Genomic DNA, 16,238 nt, shown 5'->3' with positions numbered 1-16,238 from the left:
CCATGTCCCAAGAACCTCGCCCTTCCCAACCCGCCGGTGCGCTGCGCCAGCTCCCGTGGAAACGCATCGCCGGCTGGAGCGCCATCGCGGCCGGTGCCGGCGCCGTCGCGCTGCTGGGCGCCGCCATCGTGGGGGTGGTCGCCATCTACCCGAAGCTGCCCGACATTTCCGAGCTGGCCGACTACCGGCCCAAGCTGCCACTGCGGGTGTACACGGCCGAGGGTTCGCTGATCGGCGAGTTCGGCGAGGAGCGCCGCAACCTCACGCCCTTCGCGAACATTCCGAAGGTCATGAAGGACGCCGTGCTGGCTGTGGAAGACGCGCGCTTCTACGACCACGGCGGCGTGGACTACAAGGGCTTCGCGCGCGCGGCCGTGGCCAGCTTCAAGGGCGGGCGCAAGCAGGGCGCCTCGACCATCACGATGCAGGTGGCGCGCAACGTCTACCTGAGCTCGGAGCGCACGCTCAGCCGCAAGGCCTCGGAGATCGTGCTGGCCTTCCGGCTCGAGCAGCAGCTCAGCAAAGACCAGATCCTCGAGATCTACCTGAACCAGATCTACCTGGGCAACCGCGCCTACGGTTTCGCCGCTGCCTCCGAGGCCTACTTCGGCAAGCCGCTGCAGCAAGTGACCATCGCCGAGGCCGCCATGCTCGCCGGCCTGCCGAAGGCGCCCGGCGCCAACAACCCGGTGGCCAACCCGCGCCGCGCCCGGGCACGCCAGCTCTACGTGATCGACCGCATGCACGAGACCGGCTTCATCACCGCCGAACAGGCGGCCGAAGCCAAGAAGGAAGAGCTGCACCTGCGCGACGCCGCCGACCCGAACCGCCTGCACGCCGAGTACGTGGCCGAGACGGTGCGCCAGATGATGTACGCGCAGTACGGCGACAGCATCTACACCAGCGGCATGAAGGTCTACACCTCGCTGGTGGCGGCCGACCAGGCCGCGGCGTACAAGTCGCTGCGCAAGGGCATCATGGATTACGAGCGCCGTCAGGTGTACCGCGGCCCCGAGAAGTTCGTCGACCTGCCGGCCAGCGGCCAGAAGGAGATCGACGAGGCGGTCGACGAAGCCCTGGCCGAGCACCCGGACAACGGCGACGTGATCTCGGCCGTGGTGCTGGAAGCCAGCGCCAAGGAAGTGACCGCGGTGCGCGCCAACGGCGAAGCCTTCGAAATCTCGGGCGAGGGCCTCAAGCCCGCGCAGTCCGGCCTGGCCGCGAAGGCACCGCCCAACATCAAGATCCGCCGCGGCGCCGTGATCCGCGTCGCGAAGACACCCAAGAACACCTGGGAGATCACGCAGCTGCCCGAAGTGGAGGGCGCCTTCATCGGCATGGACCCGCGCACGGGCGCCATCACGGCGCTGGTCGGCGGTTTCGACTTCGGCAAGAACAAGTTCAACCACGTCTCGCAGGCCTGGCGCCAGCCGGGCTCGAGCTTCAAGCCCTTCATCTACTCGGCCGCGCTCGAAAAGGGCTTCACGCCCGCCACCGTGGTGAACGACGCGCCGCTGGTGTTCGATGCCGCCGCCAACGGCGGCCAGCCCTGGGACCCGAAGAACTTCGACGGCGGCTTCGAAGGCCCGATGCCGCTGCGCAACGCGCTCATGAAGTCGAAGAACCTGGTCACGCTGCGCGTGCTGCAGTCGATCGGCGCGCCCTACGCGCAAGACTGGGTCACCAAGTTCGGCTTCGACAAGGACAAGCACCCAGCCAACCTGCCGATGGGCCTGGGCGCCGGCTCGGTCACGCCGATGCAGATGGCGGTGGGTTACTCGGTGTTCGCCAACGGCGGCTACCGCGTGAACCCGTACCTCGTGACCCGCGTGACCGACCTCAAGGACAAGGTGCTGATGGAAACCGAGCCCCCGGTGCTCGACGAAAGCCGCCGCGCCATTCCCGCGCGCAACGCCTTCATCATGGAATCGCTGCTGCAGAGCGTGGTCAAGGGTGGCTCCGGCTTCAAGGCCTACCAGGCGCTCAAGCGCGACGACCTGTTCGGCAAGACCGGCACCACCAACGACTCCTTCGACACCTGGTTCGCGGGCTTCCAGCCCACGCGCGTGGGCATCGCCTGGGTCGGCTACGACACGCCGCGCCAGCTCGGCGTGCGCGGCGAGACCGGCGGCAGCCTGAGCCTGCCGATCTGGATCGGCTACATGCAGTCGGCGCTGCGCGGCGTGCCCGTGACCCTGCCGGCCGAACCGCCCGGCGTGGTGAGCATCGACGGCGAGTGGTACTTCGACGACTTCACGCCGGGCCACAACGTGGCGAGTCTGGGCCTGGAAAGCGCCGAGCAGCCGATCCAGCCGGTGGAAGTGCTGACGGGCGCGCCGGTGGGTGCGCCGCCACCGCCCGAGGAACGCAACCGCATCCTCGATTTCTTCCGCTAGCCAGCGGCGAGATCACCCAAAGACGCGGGGGACGCGCGGTGCCTACACTCGGTGCCGCGGCCCCCGCTTCTTTTTTGTCTCTTCTCTTTTCTCCCCTTTTCTCGCATCCATGGAAATCCTCACCCTGGTGGCCCTGATCGCTGCCGGCTTCTACATCCTCAAGTCCAAGGAACAGCGCCAGCGCATCGCGCTGCTCGGTCGTCATCTGGGCCGCTACCAGATCGAGAAGCTGATGGAGAGCCTGACCCAGGGTTACCTGCGCTGCCTCGGCGAAGACGACGCCGAGCGCCGCCAGCAGATCTGGCACCTGCTCGACACCACCGAGGAAAAGCTCGCGGGCCAGTTCGAAACCTTCGCCGCCGAACTGGCGCGCGAACCCGAAGCCGACACGCGCGTGAGCCGCCTGCCCGTGGCCTTGCCGTTCGCCACCACGCTGTTCCCCGCCGCCAGCTTCGACCTGCGCGAAGCGCTGCGCATTCATGCGCGCGGCATCGCGGGCGTGGCGAAAAATGCCGCCGGCCGCTCACCGAAATCGAAGGCCTTCACGATGTCGGCCGAGCTGTTCCTGATGCAGCACACCTGCCACTGGTTCTGCAAATCGAAGGCCGTGGCCTCGGCGCGCATGCTGGCGCGGCACCAGACTTCGTATGAGCAGCTGCTCGAGGCCGTGAGCCCCGAGACGCGCGAGGCCTACCGTGCACTCGTGGGTCAGTGATGGGTTGACAGCAGCGGCAGCGTGAGCGTCGCCACGGCGCCGCCGCGCGTTGCGTTGCCCAGGTCGATGCGGCCCCGGTGCAGCGTCGCGATTTCCTTCACGAACGCCAGGCCCAGCCCCGTGCTCTTCTTCTGGCTGTGCGGCCGGGCGAGCGAATAGAACTTCTCGAAGACTTTTTCCTGCGCGTAGTCCGGAATGCCCGGGCCGTGGTCGCGCACGTTGATGCGCGCCAGGCGCGAGGTGGTTTCCAGCGTCAGCAGCACCTCGCTGTCGGGCGGTGAAAAGTCGAGTGCGTTGTCGAGCAGATTGCTGATCGCGCGGCGCAGCAAAAACGGATCGCCCTCCACGCGCGCAGGCTCTCGGATGTTCACGATCAGGCGGATGCCGCGTCGCGACGCGGCGGGTTGCGCGCTGGCGGCAATGTCCTCGATGAGCGGCCCCAACGCCACCGGTTCGGTGCGGTCGAGCGTGCGCCGCGTCTCGAGCGCGGTGAGCTCCATCATGCGGTCGACGATTTCCTGGATGCGCTGGGTTTCGCGTTCGATGTTCTTCAGAAAACGCTCGCGCTGGTCGTGCGGCATCTGCGGTTCCTGCAGCAGCTCGGCCGCGCCGCGAATGGCCGAGAGCGGGCTCTTCACTTCGTGCGTGAAGGTCTGCACGTAGTCGGCCACGTAGTTGCGTCCGGTGAGCGCGTCGCGCATCTCGCCGAAGCCGGTGCGCACCGCGTCGACCGCGCGCCGCGCCATGCGCGACAGGCTCAGGCTGCGCTGCGCGCGCACCCAGGTCCAGTAGTCGCGGATCAGGCCGAAGGGCCGCACCAGCCACACCGAGACGATCACGGTGAGCAGCAGCAGCGCCAGCGCCGAACCCACGCCGACCCAGATGGTGCGCACGCGCGCGTCCTCGACGAACTGGCCGAAGCTCTGCACCGGCTTGCCGACGCTGACGACGCCGACGATCTCGTCGTTCCAGCGGATGGGTGCGCCGACGTACATCACCGAAGTGCGCGGGTCGCCGTCGACGTCGCGCGAGGTGCGCGCGCCGTACAGGCCGCCGAGCGTGCGCTTCACGTCGCTCCACTGCGAGTAGTCGTTGCCCAGGTGGCGGCCGAGCGAATCGAACATCACGCGGCCGGTGCGGTCGGTCACGTACACGCGCAGCTCGACCCGGCTCTTGTGCAGGTTGTAGATCTGGGCCGAGAACTCGCGCGTGTAGACGCTGCGAAAGAGCGGCTCCAGCCGCGCGGTGTTGATGGCGCCGGCGATCACGTCCTGCTCGACCAGGCTGGCCATGAGCTGTGAGGTCTCGACCAGCGATTCCTCGGCCGACTCGCGGTAGCGCGGATCGATGTCGGAAACGACGCGGTACAGCAGGAAGGCGATGCCCGCCGTGTAGATCAGCAGGATGCCAATGAAGATCCGGGTCCGGCGCGTCATTCCCTGCTGGCAGGCAGATCTTCGTGCAGCGCGTAGCCGGTGCCGCGCAAGGTGCGGATCGGCTCCACCTCCGGCGCGATGGTCTTGAGCTTGGCACGCAGCGTCTTGATGTGCGCGTCGACCGTGCGGTCGAAGCTGTCGCTGGCGTCGTCCCAGACGAGTTGCAGCAGTTCGTCGCGCGTGAACACGCGCCCCGGGCGCTGGACCATGAGTTTCAGCAGGCCGTATTCGTAACGCGAGAGTTCCAGCAGCCGTCCGTAGTAACGGATTTGCATGCGCTCGCTGTCGAGCGCAAAGGGGGTTGCGGGGGTCTGTGGCGCCGCTGAAGGCGGCGCCGGCGCGTTTTGATGGGGTACCCCATGAATCGGCGCTGCGGCCGCTGGCGGGCTTCCTGGGCCGTTTCTGGCGCTGCGCCGCAGGATGGTCCGCACGCGAGCGACCAGCTCGCGGGGTGAAAACGGCTTGGCAATGTAGTCGTCCGCACCCAGTTCGAGGCCCACCACGCGGTCTATTTCGTCGCTGCGGGCCGTCAAAAACACCATCGGTACCTCCGGGCCGCCCATCGACTGGTTCAGCGCCTGGAGGCGTTTGAAGAGCTCGAAGCCGTTCAGGTCGGGCAATCCGATGTCCAGGATGGCGAGCGCGGGGCGTTCCTGCGCGAACTGCGCGATGGCTTCTTCGGCCGTGGCGCACCAGATCGGCTGGAAACCGTCGCTGCTCAAAACGTACTGGAGCGTGTCGGCGATGCCCGATTCGTCTTCGGCAATCAGGATCCGGGGTTTGAAGCTCATCCGGCGATGTTAGCGAGGGCCACGGACCACCCGTGCCCGGTTTTTCGCCCGAGGCGCCGGCGACCGGCGCGGCCTTTCGCGGCTTTTTTTTTCGGGCGCGGCTTTTCCTCTTCCTGTCTTCTTATTCTTCTTATTCAAATTAGTAGTAGTAGATAAGGGTCGCACCCGTCTGTGGAAAGGTCGCTTTTTCCTTGACGTGACAACGACTTGTCATGCCCGCGTCACTGTGCGCACCCGCGCTTCCGTGGTGTACCCGCAACTTGGACAACATGGGGTAACCCGCCGGCCCTGTGGATAACCGATGGCTTGTGCAAAAACTCTCCCCAGAGTTGTCCTTTGACAGCCTTCGCCAATTCTGCGAAAGGCGGTTTTCGGGGCGAGAAACTCATTGCCTGTTAATTGAGCATGTTGTAGATTTCCTTTGAAAATCAACAACTTGCAACGCCCCTACAGAGCAGTGCCGGGGTTATCCACAGAGTTGCCCCAGTTTTGTGGGGAGAACGCGTGGAGGAACCTTCGGGCGCCGCGCGGACCCAATCGGCTCCTTCACATGACGAAAAAACTCGAACATGACACCTTCTGAAACAAAAGCGATCGTCACCCTGAGCCTGCTGGCGGCCTTCGTCGACGGCGAGAAGCACGAACGCGAGCGCGCCGAGATCAAGCGCATCGCCGAGGGCCTGTCGCAGGCCGACGGCGTGAACCTGCCGACGATCTACCAGGACGTGCTCATGAAGCGGGTGTCGCTGGCGTCGGTGGCCGGCGAGCTGAAAAGCGCCGAGTCGCGCCAGCTGGCGTACGAGATGGCGGTGTGCATGTGCGACGCCGACGGCGTGCAGTCGGAGCCGGAGCGGCTCTTTTTGATGGACGTGCGCAGCTCGCTGGGCCTGGACGCCTCGGCGGCGCAGTTTTCGCAGCGGGCGGAAGACATCGCCGCCGCGGTGCCGGCGGCGGTGGCGACGAGCGCGACCGCGGCAACCCCTGCGGCGCCGCAGGCCCCCGACAGCACCGAGCTCGACCGCGCGATCCTCAACGCCGCCATCCTCAACGGCGCGCTCGAGCTGCTGCCCGAGACGCTGTCGACCATGGCCATCATTCCGCTGCAGATGAAGCTGGTCTACCGCATCGGGCAGGCGCACGGCTACCAGCTGGACACCGGCCACATCAAGGATTTCCTGGCCACCGTGGGCGTGGGCCTGACCTCGCAGTACCTGGAGCAGGCGGGGCGCAAGCTGCTCGGCGGCCTGCTGGGCAAGGTCGGGGGCGGTTTGCTGGGCGGCCTCGGCAAGCAGGCCGTGAGCTCGGGCATGAGCTTCGCGTCGACCTATGCGCTGGGCCATGTGGCCAAGCGCTATTACGCGGGCGGGCGCACGCTTTCCACGCAGATGCTGAAGGACGCGTTCTCCAACGTGGTGAAGGAAGGGCAGGGCCTGCAGACGCAGTACCTGCCGGCAATCCAGGAACGGGCGCGCACGCTGGACACGAGCCAGGTCCTCTCGCTGGTTAAAAACGCCTGACTTTTTCCAGGGATACCGTGGAACCGGCTTTGCCGGGCCACCGGTATCGCCCCCGGCGAGGGGGTTGGCGCAGCGACACGAAGTGCGCGAAGCCTGGGGGAGTCCCTAGACTTGGCTCAGGTCGTCGAGGATGGGGCAATCCGGCCGCGCATCGCCATGGCAGCAATGCACGAGGTGCGCGAGCGTGCTGCGCATCGACTGCATGTCGGCGATGCGCTGCTCCAGTTCACCCAGGTGCTTTTGCGCGATGCGCTTGACGCTCGAGCTGGCGCGGCGGCGGTTGTGCCACAGGCCGACCAGTTCGGCGATTTCTTCCATCGAGAACCCCAGGTCGCGCGAGCGCTTGATGAAGCGCAGCGTGTGGATGTCGGCGTCGTTGTACTGGCGGTAGCCGCTCTCGGTGCGCGCCACCGCGGGCAGCAGGCCCAGGCCTTCGTAGTGGCGCACCATGCGCGCCGAAACGCCCGACAGCCGCGCGGCTTCGCCGATGGCCACCTGGCGGCCGTGGGCCGTGGTCGCCGTCATCATTGAACGGTGTAGCCGGCGTTCTCGATCGCGACCACGATGTCCTGGCGCGGCTGCTGGCTCAACACGTCCACATGACCGGTTTCGAGATCGACCGTGACCTGCGCGTGCGGGTCGACCGTCTGCACCGCGTCCTGCACCGCCTCCACGCAGTGGTTGCAGCTCATGCCGGAGACCTGGAATTTCTGGCTCATCGTCGTTGCTCCTTGTCGGAATGAATGAAGGGTGGAAGGATTGAACACCCGAATCGGGGACAACGCCAGTTTCAACCCTCTCACGATGTCAACGTCCAGCCAAGGGCTTTGAAGTCACCGCGCTTGACCTTGCCATGGTGTCAGGCTTTAGCCTCGGGACCATGGAACACATTCAGCCTCAACCTTCCGCGGCCGCCGCCACGCTGGACCTCTCGGTCGGCGGCATGACCTGCGCCTCGTGCGTGATGCGCGTGGAGCGCGCGCTCAAGAACGTGCCCGGCGTGCAGAACGTGAGCGTCAACCTCGCGACCGAGTCGGCCCGCATCGTGGCCACCGGCGGCGAGGACATGGCCTTGCTGCTGCGTCGTGCCGTGCGCGCCGCCGGTTACGAACCGCGTGCCGAAAGCACCGCACAGGACGAGGCGGCCGCGATGTCGCCCTGGCACGGCTTCATGCCCGTGGCCGTCGGCCTGGCGCTGTCGATCCCGCTGATGGCGCCGATGCTCGGCGACCTGGTCGGCCAGAGCTGGATGCTGCCGCCCTGGGTGCAGCTGCTGCTCGCGACGCCGGTGCAGTTCTGGCTCGGCGCGCGTTTCTACCGCGCGGGCTGGCACGCGGCCAGGGCCCGCACTGGCAACATGGACCTGCTGGTGGCGCTGGGCACCAGCGCGGCCTTCGGCCTGTCGCTGTGGCTGTGGTGGCGCGCCGCCACTGGCGAGCATGCGGGGCACGGCATGGTGCCGCACCTGTACTTCGAAGCCTCGGCGGTGGTGATCACGCTGGTGCTGCTGGGCAAGTGGCTCGAGGCGCGTGCCAAGCGCCAGGCCACCTCGGCGATCCGCGCGCTGCAGCAGCTGCGGCCCGAAGTGGCGCACCTGATCAACGCACGCGGCAAGGAAAGCGACGTGCCTCTGGCCGAGGTGATGGTCGGCGACCGCCTCGCCGTGCGCCCCGGCGAACGCGTGCCGGCCGATGCGCGCGTGCTCGAAGGGCAGTCCGAGGTCGACGAATCGATGCTCACGGGCGAACCGCTGCCCGTGGCCAAGAACCCCGGCGACGCGCTGACCGGCGGCGCCGTGAATGGCGACGGCCGCATGGTGATCGAAGTGCGCGCGGTCGGCGCCGAGAGCGTGCTGGCACGCATCATCCGGCTGGTCGAGGACGCGCAGGCCGCCAAGGCGCCGATCCAGCGCATGGTCGACCAGGTGGCGGCCGTGTTCGTGCCGGTGGTGCTGGTGATTGCGCTGGTCACCTTCGCGGGCTGGATGGTCGCGGGTGCCGGCGTCGAGACTGCGCTGATCCATGCGGTGGCGGTGCTGGTCATTGCCTGTCCCTGTGCGCTGGGCCTGGCGACGCCGGTGGCGGTGATGGCGGGCACGGGTGTGGCGGCGAAGCACGGCATCCTCATCAAGGACGCGCGGGCTTTGGAAATTGCACACTGTGTCGACACCGTGGCCTTCGACAAGACCGGCACGCTGACGGTGGGCCGCCCCGTGCTCACGGCGTTGCTGCCCGCGGCCGGTGCACTGGCGAAGGAGAACGACTTGCTGGCCACGGCGGCCAGCCTGCAGGGCGGCAGCGAGCATCCGCTGGCACGCGCCGTGCTGTCTGCCGCCGCCGAACGCGGCGTGCAGGCGCCGCCGCTCGGTGCGATGCAGGCGATGCCGGGGCGGGGCGTGCGCGGCGAAGTGAACGGCGCGACCTGGGCCATCGCCAGCCTGCGCTGGTGCCGTGAACTCGATGCGATGCCGGCCGACGCCGACATCGAACGCCTGCAGTCGCAAGGCGCCACGGTCTCCGCGCTGCTGCGCTTCGACGATGCCGGCTCCGCACATGTGCAGGCCCTGTTGGCCTTCGCCGACGAACCGAAGCCGCAGGCCGCCGAAGCGATCCGCACCTTGCGTGCGCGCGGCCTGCGCGTGGTGATGATCTCGGGCGACAACCTGCGCGCAGCGCAGGCGATGGCGGCGCGGCTTGGCATTCCAGCCGAAGACGTGCGCGCCGATGTGCTGCCCGCCGACAAGGCCGAGCAGGTGAGTGCATTGCGCAAGAACGGTCATGTGGTGGCGATGGTCGGCGACGGCGCGAACGACGCGCCTGCATTGGCCGCAGCCGACGTGGGCATCGCGATGGCGCCGTCGGGCGGTGGCACCGACGTGGCGATGGAAGCGGCCGGCATCACGCTGATGCGCGGCGACCTCGCGCTCGTGGCCGAAGCGCTCGAGCTCTCGGGCCGCACGGTGGCGAAGATCAGGCAGAACCTGTTCTGGGCCTTTGCCTACAACGTGGCCGGCATCCCGCTCGCGGCGTTCGGTTTGCTGAGCCCGGTGGTGGCCGGTGCGGCGATGGCGCTGTCGAGCGTGAGCGTGATGGCCAATGCGCTGTTGCTGCGGCGCTGGAAGCCGAAGCACCAACAACATTGATCCGACAGCGGATCAGTCGAACAGCAGCGCCATCAGGTGCTCGTCGACGAAGTCCGCCTCACCGGCCCGGCGGTAGAACTGGCGCAGCGTGCCTTCTTGCACGAAGCCCAGCCGGGCATAGAAACGCAGGGCCGTGGCGTTGTCGCTCTCGGCCATCAGCTCGACGCGGCGAACGCCTTCGGCCTTCAGCCGCGCGAGCACGTCGGTCACCATGGTCTGTGCGACGCCGCGGCCATGCAGATCCGGATCGACCGCGAGCGTGCCCAGGCTCGCCACATGCTGCGCGCGGCCCGGGTAGCGTGTGACGCGGTAGAAGCCGGCGAGCTGGCCATCGACTTCGAAGATGAAGAACGCACCGCTGTCGAGCAGGCCCTGGAAGATCGGGCGAAAGTCGTCGCGCGGCATCGGGTCGTAGCCCAGGAAGGGCACGACCCGCTCGTGCATGTAGAGATCGAAGACGGCGTCGAAGTCCGAGGATGTGGCGAGGCGGTGCAGGGGCATGTCGCGCTTCTTCTATGAGGTCCGCAAGGATGGATGCGGCCGAGCATAGCCATGGCAAGGTGGTGCTGACAACCGCCCCGCTTTTTTCTCCCCCGAAGTTCAACCCTCCGGGAAGCGCCGGCTCGCCACGATCACCGCGTTGGTGCCGCCGAAGGCGAAGGAATTCGACAGCACATGGCGCAGCCCCCGCGCCTCGCGCGCCGCGCCGCGCACGAAGTCGACGTTGCCGAACGCAGCATCCGGCGTGTGCAGGTGGGCGATGGGCGGCAAAGCCTCACGTGCCAATGCACGCAACGCGGCCACGAGTTCGATGGCACCGCCGCCGCCGAGCACATGGCCGTGGATCGCCTTGGTCGCGCTGACCGGCGCGGTGTCGCCGAACAGTTCACCGATCGACGCGGCCTCAGCCGCGTCGCCCGCGCTCGTCGCCGTGCCGTGGGCGTTGATGTGGCCGATGTCCGAGGGCACGAGCCCGGCGTCGCGCAGCGCGGCACGCATGGCGCGCACCTGGCCGGCCGGGTCGGGGTTGGTGATGTGCGTGCCGTCGCAGTTGCTCGCGTAGCCGCTGAGCACAAAGGGTTGTGCGCCGGCGCCGCGCGCCCGCGCATGCGCCTCCGATTCGAGCACCAGCGCGGCCGCGCCCTCGCCGATGGCGAAGCCCGCGCGGTCGCCCGAGAACGGACGGCAGGCGGTGGCGGGCGCATCGGCCGGCGGCGGGGCCATGACGCGCATCGCGTGCCAGCTGGCCATCACGCCGGGCGTGAGCATCGCGTCGTGGCCGCCGACGATGGCGATGTCGATCCAGCCGCCGCGGATGGCGCGCATGGCTTCGCCGATGGCCACTGCGGACGAAGCACAGGCGCAGGCATAGGCCAGCGCCGCGCCGCGCGCGCCGAAGTGCAGCGCCAGTTCGGCGACCGCGGCGTTGGGCATCACGGTCAGCACGGTGGTGGGGCGCATGCGGCGCTGCTCGCCGTAGAGCGCGCGTGTGGTGGCGTCGAAGGTGCCGGCGCCGGCCAGGCCGCTGCCCCAGAAGATGCCGAGGCGGTCGCGGTCGAGGGTGTCGAGGTCGAGCCCGGCATCGACCGCGGCGTCTTGTGCGGCGGCCAGGGCCATCGCGGTGCCACGGTCGAGCGGCAGGCGCGAGGCGCTGCGCACGCTGCTGGCGTCGAAGTCGCAGGTGGCGGCGGCGATAGCCATCGGGTCCATGCCGGGAATCTCGAGGGTCTGCGCGCGCACCGCGGAGCGGCCGGCGAACAGTGCATCGTCGAAGGCTTCGATGCTGCGTCCGAGCGGCGTGATGAAACCGAGCCCGCTCACGTGCACGGGTGCGGCGGCGGTGTGGGCCGTGGCGGTGGCCGCCAGCACGGCATGGGCGGCGCCGCTGCTCATGCGGCCGCTGCCATGGGTTCGGCGCGTGCGGCGGCGGCCTCGCCCTCGGCGTCGATCACCTCGCACAGCCGCTGCAGCGTGATGCCGGCTTCGCGCGGGTCGAGCCGGTCTTCGGGAATGCGCAGGTGGAAGGCGTCTTCCACCGCGAAGACGAACTCCATGAGCGCGAGCGAATCGAGACCGAGGTCCGACAGCGCGGTGGTCGGCGAGATGGCCGTGCGTGCGACGCGGAAGTCGGTCTCGAGGATGGTGGCGATGCTGTTGAAGGTGGGAGAGGAAGACATGAGGAGGTTCCTTTCTTTCAGGCGTGAAGAGCAAGTCCGCGGGCGCGGAACACGGGTTCGGGCACCGGGCCGTGGGCCACGGTCTCGGCGAAGGCGAGGGTCTCGCGCACGACCTGCTGGCGGTCGTTGTCGATGCTGATCATGTGGTAGCTGTTGTTCAGGACCACGGTGCGCAGCGAGGCGCACCGCAGCCCGCGCACCAGCAGGTCGAGGTTGGACAGGCTGGCCACCTCGTCCTCGCGCGCATGCAGCGCCAGCACCTGTTCGCACTGCACGTCGTTCAGGCGCCGCCGCACGTGGCGGATCAGCCGGTCGTGTTCGCGCAGGTGGCCCACGCCGATCACCGCGCTGCCGGCGCGCGAGACCTGGCGATGGCGCAGCTCGCGCTCGATCCAGGTGCGCACGCGCTCGTTCTTCACGCCGTAGGGCGGGCGCTCGCGGTACTGCCAGAAGCGGCCCAGTGGCGTGTAGAAAGCCAGCGGCAGCAGGAAGCGCGTGCGCGGCACGGCCCAGCCGTCGAAGCGCAGCGTGGTCGACATGAGCACCAGCGCGTCCACCTCGCGCCCGCAGCGGATGGCGCCGCCCAGGGCCAGCGAGGCGCCGGCCGAGATGCCGACCAACATCACGCGGTCGTGCGTGCGCCGCAGCGCCTTCACGTGCGCCTCGAGGGTGTCGAGCCAGCGCTCGAAGGGCACGGCCTGCTGCAGCGGCGCGGCGGCGTCGAACGAGTAGCCGGCGATGCTCAGCGGCTGCACCGCATACCCGTGGCGCTGAAGGGTCGATTGCACGGTCAGCAGCTCGTCAGGCGTGCTGCATAAACCATGCAGCAGAACCACCGCGGTGCGCTGCACGGCGGGGGACACCAGGCTCAAGGGATCGGAGGGATCGCGTGCACTCATCGGAAGGTGTGTCGTATGCTCATGTCGCGTTTATCGCGGTGAGCGACTGACCGGCCGCTGACGCGTCCATCGCCAGGGCAGACCCACAAATCACCCACCACTCATTCACTCACCATGCGAATCCTGCTTGTGGAAGATGACACCGTGTTGCGCGACGTGATGCTGCGCAGCCTCGCCGACGCGGGCCACCGGGTCGACGTGTCGACCAACGTCGAGGATGCCGACCACCTGTGGCGCGTGCAGCCCTTCGACGCCGTGCTGCTCGACCTCAACCTGCCCGCCACCGCCAGCCCCACCAGCGGCCTGGCGAGCGGCCTCACGGCCTTGCGACAGGCGCGTGCGCGCGGCGACCGCACGCCGGTGCTCGTGCTCACGGCGCGCGGGCGCACCGAAGAACGCATCGCCGGGCTCGACGCCGGCGCCGACGACTACCTGGGCAAGCCCTTCGACCTCGCCGAGGTGGAGGCGCGGCTGCGCGCCCTGGTGCGGCGCGCCAAGGGCACCGAGGACATCGTGGTGCTCGGCCAGCTCAAGCTCGACCGCAAGGCGCGGCGCTTCGCGGTCGCGAACGCACCGCTGGACCTGCCGGCGCGCGAGTTCGAGGTGCTGTGGGAACTCATGAGCCCGCCGGGGCGCACGGTGAGCAAGCGGGCGTTGTCGGACAAGCTCTCGGGTTTTGACGAATCGCTGGGCGACAACGCGCTCGAGGCCTTCATCTCGCGCCTGCGCAAGAAGCTGCTCGGCTCGGGCGCGGGCATCCGCACGCTGCGCGGCATCGGCTACCTGCTCGAAGCCGAGGTGTGAGGCCGCCCGTGAGCGAGGCCATCCCACCGGTCACGCGCACTGCACCTTCGCTCACGCGGCGCGTGCTGCGCAACGTGCTGGTGCCGCTGGCGCTGACCTGGATGGCCGGCGCGGTGATCGCATTGGTCATCGCCAACTATTTTTCGGAACAGGCCTTCGACCGCGGCATGCTCGACGACGCCTATGCGCTGTCGGCCAACGTGCAGGCCGGCGAACGAGGCATCGAGCTGCTGCTCACGCCGCGCGAGGTGGCGACCGTGCTGTTCGACCAGACCGACAAGGTCTACTTCTCGGTGCAGCGGCTCGACGGCACGCCCATCTCGGGCAGGGTCGACCTGAAGGCACCGCTGCCCGACGAAGGTTCGCGCTACCGTTTTTCCGACATCGACTACGACGGCAATGTGCTGCGTGCCGTCGTGCTCGATCATGACGCCGAGCCCGGCCTGCACATGCCCTACCGCGTGATCGTGGCCCAGACCACGCTGAGCCGCGCCGCCCTGGTGCAGCGGCTGCTGTTCTATGCCATGGCGCCGCAGGTGCTGCTGCTCGTGCTGCTGGCCGTGTGGCTCTGGCACGGCATCCGGCGCGATCTGCGACCGCTCGGCGAGCTGCAGCGCGCACTCGACACCCGCGATGTGCGCGACCTCTCGCCGGTGACCGTGGCGCAGACCTCGAAAGAATTGCAGCGCCTGGGCGATGCCGTCAATGCGCTGTTCGACCGGCTGCGCCACAGCGTGCGTGCGCAGCGCGAGTTCGTGGGCAACGTGGCGCACGAGCTGCGCACGCCGCTCGCCGGCATTCGCGCGCTGGCCGAGTACGGGCTCGCGCAGCACGACACCGAGGTGTGGCGCGAACAGCTCACGCGTGTGTCCGAACGGCAGGCGCGTGCGAGCCACCTCATCGACCAGCTGCTGGCGCTGGCATTGGCCGACGAGGCACGCACCGACCTGCAGCGCACGCCGGTATCGCTGGACATGCTGGCCGAGCAGACCGTGCTGCGCCACCTGGCGCGCGCCGATGCGCGCGGCGTCGACCTGGGCGCGCGCGGCCTCGACGACGGCGTGACAGTGCTCGCGAACGAAGCGCTGGTGGAGGGCATCCTCGATAACCTGATCGACAACGCGCTGCGATACGGCGGACGTACCATCACCGTCGAACTCGCGGGCCGCACGCTGAGCGTGATCGACGACGGACCCGGCATTCCGCTCGAGGCGCAGCGCGACCTCATGCAACGCTGGGCGCAAGGCCCCGCGGGCCAGAAGCTGGGGCAGGGCGCGGGGCTGGGGCTGTCGATCGTGGCGCGCTATGCCGAGCTGCTGGGGGCCGAGTTGCGTCTCGACGCCGCGGAGCCCAATGGCCTGCGCGTGAGCGTGACCTTCGGGGACGACGCCTGACCGTTCACGCGCTTGTCAGTGGCTTGCGCAGATAGACGCGCGTGCGCCCGTCGAGGGATTCGCGCCGGAACTCGACATAGCCGATGCGCTGGTAGAGCGCGAGGTTCTCGGTCATCTTCTCGTTCGTGAACAGGTAGATCGATGCGTGGTCCTGGCGCAGCGCCTCGCGCTCGGCCAGTTCGAGCAGCGCGCGGCCCGCACCATCGCCCTGGTGGTCGGGGTGCACGGCGATCACGTCGATGAGGAAGCCTTCGTCAGTCACGTCGAGCAGCAGCACCGCACCGATCTGCGAACCCTTGCGCTCGGCCACCCACACCTGCAGGTGCGCGATGGCCTGCGCGTAGTCGCGCGTCATCGGCCGCGGCGTGAGGCCCAGTCGCGGGATATAGGTGCGGAAGGCTTCGACGGCACACGCGGTGACGGCCGCCACGTCGTCGGCGGTGGCGCGGCGCAGATGCCAGGGTGCAGCGTTGTCGCTCACGCGTCGAACTCAACCTCGCTCTCGATCTCCACCGGGATGCCGAAAGGCAGCTCGGCCATGCCCACGGCGCTGCGCGCATGCGCGCCGACCTCGGGACCGAAGAGCTCGAGGATCAGATCGGAAAACCCGTTGATGACCGCCGGCTGCTGCTGGAAGCCGGGTGCCGAGGCCACCATGCCGAACACGCGCGTCCATGCGGTGATGCGGTCCAGGTCGCCGAGCGCGCGCTGCAGGCTGCCGAGCATCGCGAGCCCGGTGAGGCGCGCGGCGGCGTAGCCCTGGTCGACGGTCAGTTCAGCACCGAGCTTGCCGAGTGGTGCGGCGATGCTGCCATCGGAATTCAACGGACCATGGCCCGAGATCATGGCGCGTCGGCCGATGAGACGGACGAACTGGAAGGGAAGGACGACGCCGGGTGGTGGCGTGACAGGGGGAGGAAGGGCGAGGCCCAACGCAGTGAGGCGATCGGTGATGCGAGGCATGGCG

Annotated in this window: 16 protein-coding genes; 6 read left to right on the top strand and 10 right to left on the bottom strand. The window is 68.5% G+C overall.

Annotated elements, in window-relative coordinates:
• Positions 1-2 precede the first annotated feature (2 nt).
• Entirely contained in the window at positions 3-2,396 is a 2,394-nt protein-coding gene (locus tag AC1RAD_RS29800; RefSeq protein WP_492738730.1) for a penicillin-binding protein 1A, read from the top strand.
• A gap of 109 nt (positions 2,397-2,505) precedes the next feature.
• Positions 2,506-3,111 (top strand): hypothetical protein, encoded by a 606-nt coding sequence (locus AC1RAD_RS29795; protein WP_492738728.1) that lies wholly within the window; start codon positions 2,506-2,508, stop codon positions 3,109-3,111.
• On the opposite strand, the gene creC is transcribed toward AC1RAD_RS29795, so the two are convergent.
• Entirely contained in the window at positions 3,105-4,547 is a 1,443-nt protein-coding gene (gene creC / locus AC1RAD_RS29790; protein WP_492738726.1) for a two-component system sensor histidine kinase CreC, read from the bottom strand. The genes AC1RAD_RS29795 and creC overlap by 7 nt on opposite strands.
• A complete protein-coding gene (gene creB, locus AC1RAD_RS29785; protein ID WP_062473807.1) occupies positions 4,544-5,338 on the bottom strand; it encodes a two-component system response regulator CreB in 795 nt (264 codons plus the stop codon). Before creB ends, creC begins: the two co-directional genes overlap by 4 nt.
• Positions 5,339-5,907: 569 nt before the next feature.
• Here creB and AC1RAD_RS29780 point away from each other — a divergent pair.
• A complete protein-coding gene (locus AC1RAD_RS29780) occupies positions 5,908-6,855 on the top strand; it encodes a YcjF family protein (protein WP_492738725.1) in 948 nt (315 codons plus the stop codon).
• Positions 6,856-6,960: 105 nt separating this feature from the next.
• Here the strand turns inward: AC1RAD_RS29780 and cueR are convergent, their stop codons facing one another.
• Both cueR and AC1RAD_RS29770 read right to left on the bottom strand, forming a co-directional pair.
• On the bottom strand, positions 6,961-7,380 hold the full coding sequence (cueR, locus tag AC1RAD_RS29775; RefSeq protein ID WP_095948420.1) for a Cu(I)-responsive transcriptional regulator: 420 nt from the start codon (positions 7,378-7,380) through the stop codon (positions 6,961-6,963).
• Complete coding sequence (locus AC1RAD_RS29770) at positions 7,380-7,574, bottom strand: heavy-metal-associated domain-containing protein (RefSeq protein ID WP_062473802.1); 195 nt, start codon at positions 7,572-7,574, stop codon at positions 7,380-7,382. Before AC1RAD_RS29770 ends, cueR begins: the two co-directional genes overlap by 1 nt.
• 161 nt (positions 7,575-7,735) lie before the next feature.
• Here AC1RAD_RS29770 and AC1RAD_RS29765 point away from each other — a divergent pair, with 161 nt between their 5' ends.
• Positions 7,736-9,997, top strand: a complete 2,262-nt coding sequence (locus AC1RAD_RS29765; protein WP_492738723.1) for a heavy metal translocating P-type ATPase — start codon at positions 7,736-7,738, stop codon at positions 9,995-9,997.
• Positions 9,998-10,009: 12 nt separating this feature from the next.
• Here the strand turns inward: AC1RAD_RS29765 and AC1RAD_RS29760 are convergent, their stop codons facing one another.
• The 4 genes from AC1RAD_RS29760 to AC1RAD_RS29745 all read right to left on the bottom strand — a co-directional run bounded on the left by AC1RAD_RS29760 (position 10,010) and on the right by AC1RAD_RS29745 (position 13,073).
• A complete protein-coding gene (locus tag AC1RAD_RS29760; protein WP_492738721.1) occupies positions 10,010-10,498 on the bottom strand; it encodes a GNAT family N-acetyltransferase in 489 nt (162 codons plus the stop codon).
• A gap of 99 nt (positions 10,499-10,597) precedes the next feature.
• Complete coding sequence (locus AC1RAD_RS29755; protein ID WP_492738719.1) at positions 10,598-11,890, bottom strand: beta-ketoacyl-[acyl-carrier-protein] synthase family protein; 1,293 nt, start codon at positions 11,888-11,890, stop codon at positions 10,598-10,600.
• Positions 11,887-12,174 carry a phosphopantetheine-binding protein gene (locus AC1RAD_RS29750; RefSeq protein WP_307695346.1) on the bottom strand — a complete coding sequence of 96 codons (288 nt, stop codon included), beginning with the start codon at positions 12,172-12,174 and terminating at the stop codon, positions 11,887-11,889. Before AC1RAD_RS29750 ends, AC1RAD_RS29755 begins: the two co-directional genes overlap by 4 nt.
• 17 nt (positions 12,175-12,191) lie before the next feature.
• Positions 12,192-13,073: an alpha/beta hydrolase gene (locus AC1RAD_RS29745; RefSeq protein WP_492738717.1), complete on the bottom strand. Its 882-nt coding sequence runs from the start codon at positions 13,071-13,073 to the stop codon at positions 12,192-12,194.
• Between the two features lie 114 nt (positions 13,074-13,187).
• On the opposite strand from AC1RAD_RS29745, the gene AC1RAD_RS29740 reads away from it, so the two are divergent.
• Positions 13,188-13,877, top strand: a complete 690-nt coding sequence (locus AC1RAD_RS29740) for a response regulator transcription factor (RefSeq protein WP_056574813.1) — start codon at positions 13,188-13,190, stop codon at positions 13,875-13,877.
• A gap of 8 nt (positions 13,878-13,885) precedes the next feature.
• Positions 13,886-15,271, top strand: a complete 1,386-nt coding sequence (locus AC1RAD_RS29735; RefSeq protein ID WP_492738715.1) for a sensor histidine kinase — start codon at positions 13,886-13,888, stop codon at positions 15,269-15,271.
• A gap of 4 nt (positions 15,272-15,275) precedes the next feature.
• On the opposite strand, the gene AC1RAD_RS29730 is transcribed toward AC1RAD_RS29735, so the two are convergent.
• Both AC1RAD_RS29730 and AC1RAD_RS29725 read right to left on the bottom strand, forming a co-directional pair.
• The gene (locus tag AC1RAD_RS29730) at positions 15,276-15,752 is read right to left on the bottom strand and encodes a GNAT family N-acetyltransferase (RefSeq protein ID WP_492738713.1); all 477 of its coding nucleotides are present in this window, start codon (positions 15,750-15,752) and stop codon (positions 15,276-15,278) included.
• On the bottom strand, positions 15,749-16,234 hold the full coding sequence (locus tag AC1RAD_RS29725; RefSeq protein ID WP_492738711.1) for a RidA family protein: 486 nt from the start codon (positions 16,232-16,234) through the stop codon (positions 15,749-15,751). The genes AC1RAD_RS29730 and AC1RAD_RS29725 overlap by 4 nt, the downstream gene beginning before the upstream one ends.
• Positions 16,235-16,238 lie beyond the last annotated feature (4 nt).

The organism is Variovorax sp. GW823-FHT04B03 (genome assembly GCF_058796495.1).
This window is presented reverse-complemented; position numbering and strand designations above follow the sequence as displayed.

What these genes read in the sequence shown, in the direction of transcription:
- AC1RAD_RS29750 (WP_307695346.1), bottom strand. Translation starts at nt 12,174, where the DNA reads ATGTCTTCCTCTCCCACCTTCAACAGCATCGCCACCATCCTCGAGACC.
- AC1RAD_RS29800 (WP_492738730.1), top strand. Translation starts at nt 3, where the DNA reads ATGTCCCAAGAACCTCGCCCTTCCCAACCCGCCGGTGCGCTGCGCCAG.
- creC (WP_492738726.1), bottom strand. Translation starts at nt 4,547, where the DNA reads ATGACGCGCCGGACCCGGATCTTCATTGGCATCCTGCTGATCTACACG.
- cueR (WP_095948420.1), bottom strand. Translation starts at nt 7,380, where the DNA reads ATGACGGCGACCACGGCCCACGGCCGCCAGGTGGCCATCGGCGAAGCC.
- AC1RAD_RS29765 (WP_492738723.1), top strand. Translation starts at nt 7,736, where the DNA reads ATGGAACACATTCAGCCTCAACCTTCCGCGGCCGCCGCCACGCTGGAC.
- AC1RAD_RS29755 (WP_492738719.1), bottom strand. Translation starts at nt 11,890, where the DNA reads ATGAGCAGCGGCGCCGCCCATGCCGTGCTGGCGGCCACCGCCACGGCC.
- AC1RAD_RS29795 (WP_492738728.1), top strand. Translation starts at nt 2,506, where the DNA reads ATGGAAATCCTCACCCTGGTGGCCCTGATCGCTGCCGGCTTCTACATC.
- creB (WP_062473807.1), bottom strand. Translation starts at nt 5,338, where the DNA reads ATGAGCTTCAAACCCCGGATCCTGATTGCCGAAGACGAATCGGGCATC.
- AC1RAD_RS29740 (WP_056574813.1), top strand. Translation starts at nt 13,188, where the DNA reads ATGCGAATCCTGCTTGTGGAAGATGACACCGTGTTGCGCGACGTGATG.
- AC1RAD_RS29770 (WP_062473802.1), bottom strand. Translation starts at nt 7,574, where the DNA reads ATGAGCCAGAAATTCCAGGTCTCCGGCATGAGCTGCAACCACTGCGTG.
- AC1RAD_RS29745 (WP_492738717.1), bottom strand. Translation starts at nt 13,073, where the DNA reads ATGAGTGCACGCGATCCCTCCGATCCCTTGAGCCTGGTGTCCCCCGCC.
- AC1RAD_RS29725 (WP_492738711.1), bottom strand. Translation starts at nt 16,234, where the DNA reads ATGCCTCGCATCACCGATCGCCTCACTGCGTTGGGCCTCGCCCTTCCT.
- AC1RAD_RS29760 (WP_492738721.1), bottom strand. Translation starts at nt 10,498, where the DNA reads ATGCCCCTGCACCGCCTCGCCACATCCTCGGACTTCGACGCCGTCTTC.
- AC1RAD_RS29780 (WP_492738725.1), top strand. Translation starts at nt 5,908, where the DNA reads ATGACACCTTCTGAAACAAAAGCGATCGTCACCCTGAGCCTGCTGGCG.